Raw genomic sequence first — 7348 nt, 5'->3', positions numbered from 1 at the left:
TCCCGCCGCCACTTCAAGGGGCCTGGTTTCTGAGGCGAGGCCGGCGTTCAGCGGCGCGGTGGCCCCCATCACGCTGCAACAGAAGGATTAGGCCGGTGTCGCCTGGGAGGCGCCACAAAATGCCTGGCGACGATGCTGCAGCGCGGGCAGATTACTGCGGCAACGCTGCAAAAATTCCATGTCAACCTGGGCTAGAGCGACTCCTTCGCCCTGGTCCATGCGGGCCAGCACCTGACCCCAGGGATCAATAATCATACTACCGCCGAAGGTCTGGCGGCCATTCTGGTGCAAACCACCCTGATCAGCAGCAAGCACATAGGCCTGGTTCTCAATGGCACGGGCCCGCAGCAGACACTCCCAGTGCGCGGCACCCGTCTGCTGGGTAAAGGCGCTGGGGACGACCAGTAATTCGGCCTCCGCATAACAGCGGTATAACTCCGGGAAGCGTAGGTCATAGCAGATAGAGAGGCCAAGCTGGCCCCAGGGCGTGGTCACGGCCACCGGGGTGCTGCCAGGGGCAATGGTGCGGGACTCGCGGTAACTTTCGCCGCCCGCCAGGTCGACATCAAAGAGGTGTATCTTGTCATAACGCGCCTGGCGTTGGCCGGTGGGGTCGAAGGCCAGGCAGGCGGCATAGCAGCGTCCGTCAGGGGCGGCCAGGGGGAAACTGCCCCCTATCAACCACAGGCCAAAGCGCTGCGCCTGCGCTGCCAGCCAGGACTGGATCGGGCCATCGCCATCCATCTCCATAATGGCCAGCTTGGCTTTTTCGTCACGCCCCATGAGGGCAAAATTTTCGGGCAAGAGCGCCAGTTGCGCACCTCCCGTAGCCGCCTGCGCCAGCAGAGACCCGGCATGGGCGAGGTTATCCGCCAGCACGTCCGAAGACACCATCTGCACTACGGCAACCTGAGCATTCATCGTTTTAGCTCCCTCCGGCCTTGGCCGGTGCATGCACCGGACGCACCACCGGATGCGCCCAGGGCCCGTCCACCTGATAACGCCATTCCAGCACCTTGCCCGATTTCCCGAAGATGGCGGGACCGAGTATGGGGAAATGCCCGAGGAGCAAGTCAAAACTCTGCAAGGGATAAACCTGCAACCCCATACTCACGGTTCGATGCGTCAGGTCGACAGCGCCAATCCCCTTCATTTCGAGCGCGCTGGATTCAAGGAGCAGATTGCGGGTATGGGCGACACCATCATGCACCTGGAAGTCGGCAAAAAGCTTGGAAAAGAACAAGCCGCCGCCGAAGAGCGGGCGATAATCAAAGGTAAGAACATCTTCAAACAACGTCGTAGGATTCAGGAAGATGAGCCAGGAAATATCCGTACCCAGTTTTCTGAGACGACCATTCCACAGCTTTGATTGTATGTTTCCGCTGAGATGCGCTGCAGAGAAATCCCAGGGCGCACCTGGCCAGGACAATTTTCCCGCATAATCGGCACGGCCGTAGTCCAGGGTATCCATACCGATGTCCAGCAGAACAGGCGCAATATTGTTGCTGCGGATATTTCCCTGAAAGGTCGACTGACCCGCTCCGGCGCCCTGCCACGACCCCTTAAAATCCCATTGACTGCCTGCCCAGTCGCCTTTGAGCATAGAAATGTTCCACCCGGTCGCCGATCGCCCGGCATCCAGCAGCACGTCATGCATCTTGTGGCCATGCCAATCGAGTTGCGCGATCTGGGTATGCAGTGTCAGCGGGCTGCCTGCGGCCCCTTGCCGTATTTGCGAAAGGACGGGGGCCGAAGATACCGCGGATACCGGTGCAGCAACACTTAATTTTTGGATGTCCAGACGGAGTTGGGCGGAAGCCGTGGGCTGCGGCGCGCGCGCATAGTGTATGACGCCGGCTAACCGGGGGCTGACACATTGCAGATGCAGCTTCTTTGCCGCCACCTGGCCGCGGATCTGCACATCCGGCCAATCCTGTTGCAGAAAACGCAGGTGCCGCCAATGCAGGTCAAAGCGGATTCCCGGCCACGTCTTACGGTCTTCTTCACCTGTCAGCATGTTCAGCCACGCTCCTACGGAGAGGCTATCGCCACTGCCCTGAAGGAAAAACCCAGTACTGGGCAGTGGCGGAGGGATTTCTCCACCCAAACGTGCGGCGCCAGCCTCCCATCGCCAGACGGATTCCTCCCGTTGCCAAGCCAGGACGGCAGACCCCAGGGGTAGCTTGAAATTGACTTGCAAACGGTGAGCCACATTGCCATGACTTTGCACGGTCAGGTTTCCACCCTTGCCTGATGCCCAATTCAAGCGCGCAGGTAAAGCACTACGACTTTGGCGCAGGTCGGCATCGCCCTTAAAATGCAGCTCGTTGTTCAACAGCGTACCGCTACCCTGATACGGGACGGCGCCACTGAAAGCCGTGCGCCAGCGTTCCGGCATCGGCAGATCAGCCGCCTGGAGTTCACCCTGCAGCGAAAAACGCAGGCGCGGCGCGGTCTCCAGTTGACTAACCTGCAGGCTCGCCTGCACGGGACCACCGGCAAAAACGCCTTTCAGCTCGCCAACCTGAATCTTGTCCCGCTGAAAATAAACCGGCCCCTGCATACTCGTAGCCTGCCAGCCGCCCCACCCGACCCCTGCGTGGCGGAGATCGATCCGGCCATCTACCTGGCTCTTCTCAGTCCCGAAAGGGATGTTGAGGGCTAATTGTAATTGCCCCTGCCCCGTCAGACGCAGGGGCATATTCGCCACGGCCTTGCCCTCCAATACTGGTGTTTCCCGCAAAAAAGGCAGCAATTTATCCAGCGGGATCGGCGTCTTCAAAGTTACCTGCAGCGGCGAGGTATGCGGTGCGAAGAGATGGTTGAGAGCGATGCTTGCGGACGCCACTGGCACCCCGAAAATATCACCCCGACGACTCTGGACAGAAAGGCGATCTCCCGCCCAGAGGAGTTGCGCGTTCACTTGCGTCGCTATTGGCCAGCGCGGGGCATAATGCAGGGTCACATGGCGAAAATTCGCCCGCAGCGAAAAATGCTCGCCCGGCGCCTGGCGTGGCAGGTGACTCCATGGTCCCTGCCACTGCAGATCAGCATGCTGCAGGGATCCCGCCTGAAAGGCCTGAAGTAACCACTGGCGCAGGGCAGGGCTAATACCGCTCTGCGGTACGAAATCCGCCATCGCCGTCACCGGCATGTCGTCAAGCTGAGCCTTCAGACGCAGTTGCTGGCCCTGCACCGCCAGGCTGGCCTGCAGGTGACCTGGCCCCTGAAACACGATCGGATTGGCTTGAATCGACCAGTCGGTACCCGCCTTCCGGGCGACAACCCGTGCCGATACTTCTTGCAGGTGCAGCGGCGCTGCAAAGCGTTGTGGCCAGTCCAGGGTGAACTGCCGGCTCGCCAGATGGAATTGCAGGGCTTCCGGGTGAAGGACGATGTCGCCGCTAAGGCCCTGCACGCCAAACCAGTCTCCATGCGGCGAAACACCGATGTCATGAAGCCCTGCCTGAAGCTCCCAGGTGGCGGGCTGGTGTCCCACGCTGTGCGAGCGGAAGTGCAGGTCGCGCAAGCTGCCCTGCCACTGTTGCCGAGGTATCCAACGGAGTTGCACGGGGAGGGCCATCTCCGGCACGTTCTGGAGAAGTGCGGCGGGAAGCAGCGGCGTTTCTACCTGCCATTGCAGGCGATGGCGCCAGTTGAGCCCCAAGCGCGCTGCCAAAGGTTGTGAAGCAAGCCCCGTCAAATCAGCAAGCTGCAATGTCCCGGTGGAACCCGTTCCATTCCAGCCCAGATGGCCATGGATTTGCGCCCATTGCTTACCGTCCACCCCGGCGTCATGCACGGCAAACTGCCCGGTAACTGTGCGCGGCAAGCCATAACGCCATTGCAGGCGCCCGCTGCCGCTCACGCTGCCGCCCAACACCGGCAAGTGCGGATCCGCGAGATGAAACCAAGGCAGCGGCAACGATTGCAACACCCAGTTACCGCTGCCAGAGGAGCGCCCCGGACGGGTAAAGACGCCGCGCGCCGCTCCTGAATAGCGCAACAGACCTTGAGGTGACCAGCGCACCTGCACCTGCATCTGCGGACGCAAGCCACCGCTGCTCTGCCACTGCACACGCAGCGGAATGGGGGCGGCCTGCGGCTGGGATCGCCATTGTACGGTCAGATGCTGTACATCCACATGCGCCCAGTCCAGATCCAGCGACAATGGCGATCCGCCATGTCCCAGCGACTGCCCGGCCACCTGCCAGTCACCGTCCGCCGCCTGAACGACGGACACCTCGCCGTCCGCAATGCGGAAATCCTGCGCAACCAGCTCCCCCCAGAGCAGCGGCAGGGCAAAAAGGCGCAGATGCACCCCGTGCAGCGCCAGTTCGGGCTGTGCGGACGGGCCCACCCGCAACGCGGCCAATTCCAGCAACGGCCCCCAGTTCCAACCCAGTTGCATACCTCGCACCTGCACTGGAGCACCCAAAGCCCGCGACAAGGATTGAGAAACATAGGGACGCAACAAATCCAGACGGGGAATCAGCAGGAGATAGAAAGCCGCCGCCAGCAATACCAGCACTGTCGGCACGATGGCCAACAGCCAACCGCTAACCCGGCGGACACCGGCAAAGGTCAGGCGCAAACGCGGCAAGGCACGCCTCTCATGAAAGCCCGTAACATCAGCCAATCCGTCCGGTCAACGCCGGTAAACGCCATGAGGTAATGAATGTGCTCCCTACTACGATTCTCTCTGCGGACCGCGTTACCACATAGCACCGCGTAACGCTGCAACGGTATCGCACAAAATCCTAGCACAAGAAGCGCCACAGAGCCCCATGCGGACCCGAAAACGGGGATAAGTTACACTGCCCATACACACGATGCGGAACAATACCGGAAGGAGCAGGCATGGCGGCACCTGAGTTACCCGTGGAGATCATCCACGCCATTAACCTGTTACCCCTGGAAGCAGAGGCAATCACCGAGGCACTCGCCGCCACCTGGGCTACCCTCGCTGCTGAGGAACAGGCTGAGCTCCGCCGCCCTGGACCTTCTTTTGCTGCACATTGGGTGCATATCGCTTGTGTCAGCCCCTTTGCGCGCCAACTTCTCCTACGCCACCCCCACTGGTTGCTACGCCTCGCACGCGGCGGACACAGCGACCTTGCCGCCACCCACGGACTCACCAGCGACGTCTTCCTTGCCGATCTGCGCCAGTACCGCAATGCCCGTATGGTAGAAATCATCTGGCAGGATCGTCAGCCCGGCGAACATTATTCAGAAACCGTAGCCGCCCTCAGCGAACTGGCCGAAATTTGCCTGCAACACGCTTATGCTTATGGCGTGGCGATGCTGCGCCAGCGCCACGGCACCCCCCGCAGCAGCAACGGTCAGGAGGTGCCTTTCACCGTCCTCGGCATGGGCAAGCTGGGTGGACGCGAACTCAACCTCTCCTCCGACATCGACCTCATCTTCTGCTACGGCGAGAGCGGCGAGACCGATGGCCCCAGTCCCCTCGACAACACTGCCTACTTCCAGCGCCTCGGTCGCTGGCTGATTCAGGCCCTCGATCAGCGCACGCCCGACGGCTTCTGCTTCCGCGTCGACATGCGCCTGCGCCCCTTCGGAGATGCCGGTCCCCTCTGCATCTCCACTGCCGCCATGGAGCAATACTATCAGGTGCATGGCCGCGGCTGGGAGCGTTACGCCTTTATCAAGGCGCGCCCCGTCGCGGGTGACGTCACCTTTGGCCAAATCCTTCTCGACACCCTGCGCCCCTTTGTCTATCGCCGCTACCTGGACTACACCGCCCTCACCGGCCTACGGGAAGTCAAAGTCCTCATGGATGCGGAACAAGGTGGCAGCAGCAACGACATCAAAAAGGGCCAAGGCGGCATCCGTGAAATCGAATTTATCTGTCAATCCCTGCAAATTATCCACGGTGGCCGCCAACCCGGTCTGCGCAGCACCAACACCCTGGACACCCTTGCGGCCATCGCCAGTGCTGGACTTCTGCCTGCGGACGATGTCGATCAGCTTCGGCGTGCTTATCTTTTTTTGCGCAATACCGAGCATTGCCTGCAAATGGTCGATGATCAGCAGACCCAGCAACTACCGCGCTCGGAACTGGAATGGCAACGCCTGGCCTGCAGCATGGGTTTCACGGATGTAATCACCATGCGCGAAACCCTAGACACCCTCCGCCAGCGAAACCACGTTATCTTTCAGCGCATCCTGGCCTCCGGGGAGGATGACCGCCAAGGTAAAAATCGCAACGGAGAGAAACTCTGGCAACGCGCCCAGACCGGCGCGCTGGAAGCCGCTCCCAGCGACCTGCTCCAAGTCCTGCGCTTCACGGAGCCGGAAGCCGTATGGACACGCCTTTGGCGCTTCGCCCACAGCCGCGATGTGGCCAGCCGCCTCTCTACAGAAGGACGACAACGCCTCAACCGCTTGCTTCCTCTGGCCCTCGACCTGTGCAGCGCCCAGCCACACACCGACGCCTTGTTACAACGCTTCCTCACCCTCATTGAGGCCATTCTGGGGCGTGCCAACTACCTCGCTCTGCTTGCGGAGAATCCGCCGTACCTCATACGCATCGCGGCGTTACTGCGCAGCCCCTGGCTGGCACAGGAGCTGGCACGCTTCCCCATCCTGCTGGATGACGTGCTCAGCGACACCGTCATCAGCCCCGAGCACTGGCCGCAGGCCCTCGCTGCACAATTACAGCTTGCTGAAGATATGGAAGAACGGATGGATGCCCTGCGGCGCTTCAAAAATGCCGAAGTCCTGCGCCTCGCCGCCGCCTTCTGGACGGACCAGCTGCCCGTGGAAACGCTGCTCCCCCAACTCAGTGACCTCGCCCAGCTCACCCTGCAAACCGCATTGGCTTGGGCTGAAGCGGAGATGCAGCGCCGCCACGGCTGCGTGCGCTCCAGCAACGGCCAAGCGGCCCCCTTCACCGTTATCGCCTTTGGCAAACTGGGGGGCCGGGAAATGGGCTTCGCCTCCGATCTCGACCTGGTCTATCTCTACGACGCCCCCCTCGACGCCGAAAGCGATGGTCCTGCCCCCCTCGCGGCGTCCACCTGGTTCGCTCGTCTCGGACAACGGATTATTCACATCCTCAGCACCCTCACCCGTGCTGGGCTGCTCTACCAGATCGACATGCGCCTGCGCCCCAGCGGGCAGTCCGGCCCCCTGGTTACCACCCTGGACGCCTTCAGCCGCTATCAGCGGGAATCCGCCTGGACTTGGGAACACCAAGCCCTCACCCGCGCTCGCTGGATCGCTGGCGATGCGGCGCTCGGCGCCCGTTTCACCAGCCTGCGTGCGGAAATTCTCGGCCAGCCGCGCAATCCAGAACAGTTGGCAGAAGACGTTCGCGCCATGCGGC

3 protein-coding genes are annotated in these 7348 nt (G+C 61.6%); 1 reads left to right on the top strand and 2 read right to left on the bottom strand.

Translation table 11 applies throughout. The features are described 5' to 3' along the window. Positions 1-87: 87 nt before the first annotated feature. Positions 88-921, bottom strand: a complete 834-nt coding sequence (locus AC2VNK_RS09240) for a carbon-nitrogen hydrolase family protein (protein ID WP_486883548.1) — start codon at positions 919-921, stop codon at positions 88-90. 4 nt (positions 922-925) lie between these two features. Next, positions 926-4639 (bottom strand): YhdP family phospholipid transporter, encoded by a 3714-nt coding sequence (locus AC2VNK_RS09235; protein ID WP_486883547.1) that lies wholly within the window; start codon positions 4637-4639, stop codon positions 926-928. Between the two features lie 221 nt (positions 4640-4860). On the opposite strand from AC2VNK_RS09235, the gene glnE reads away from it, so the two are divergent. Further along, positions 4861-7348 (top strand): bifunctional [glutamate--ammonia ligase]-adenylyl-L-tyrosine phosphorylase/[glutamate--ammonia-ligase] adenylyltransferase (gene glnE / locus AC2VNK_RS09230; RefSeq protein WP_486883546.1); only part of this gene is annotated, 2488 nt, incomplete at its 3' end.

The sequence above is a fragment of the Acidithiobacillus sp. TH-A35 genome, from assembly GCF_057473505.1.
This window is presented reverse-complemented; position numbering and strand designations above follow the sequence as displayed.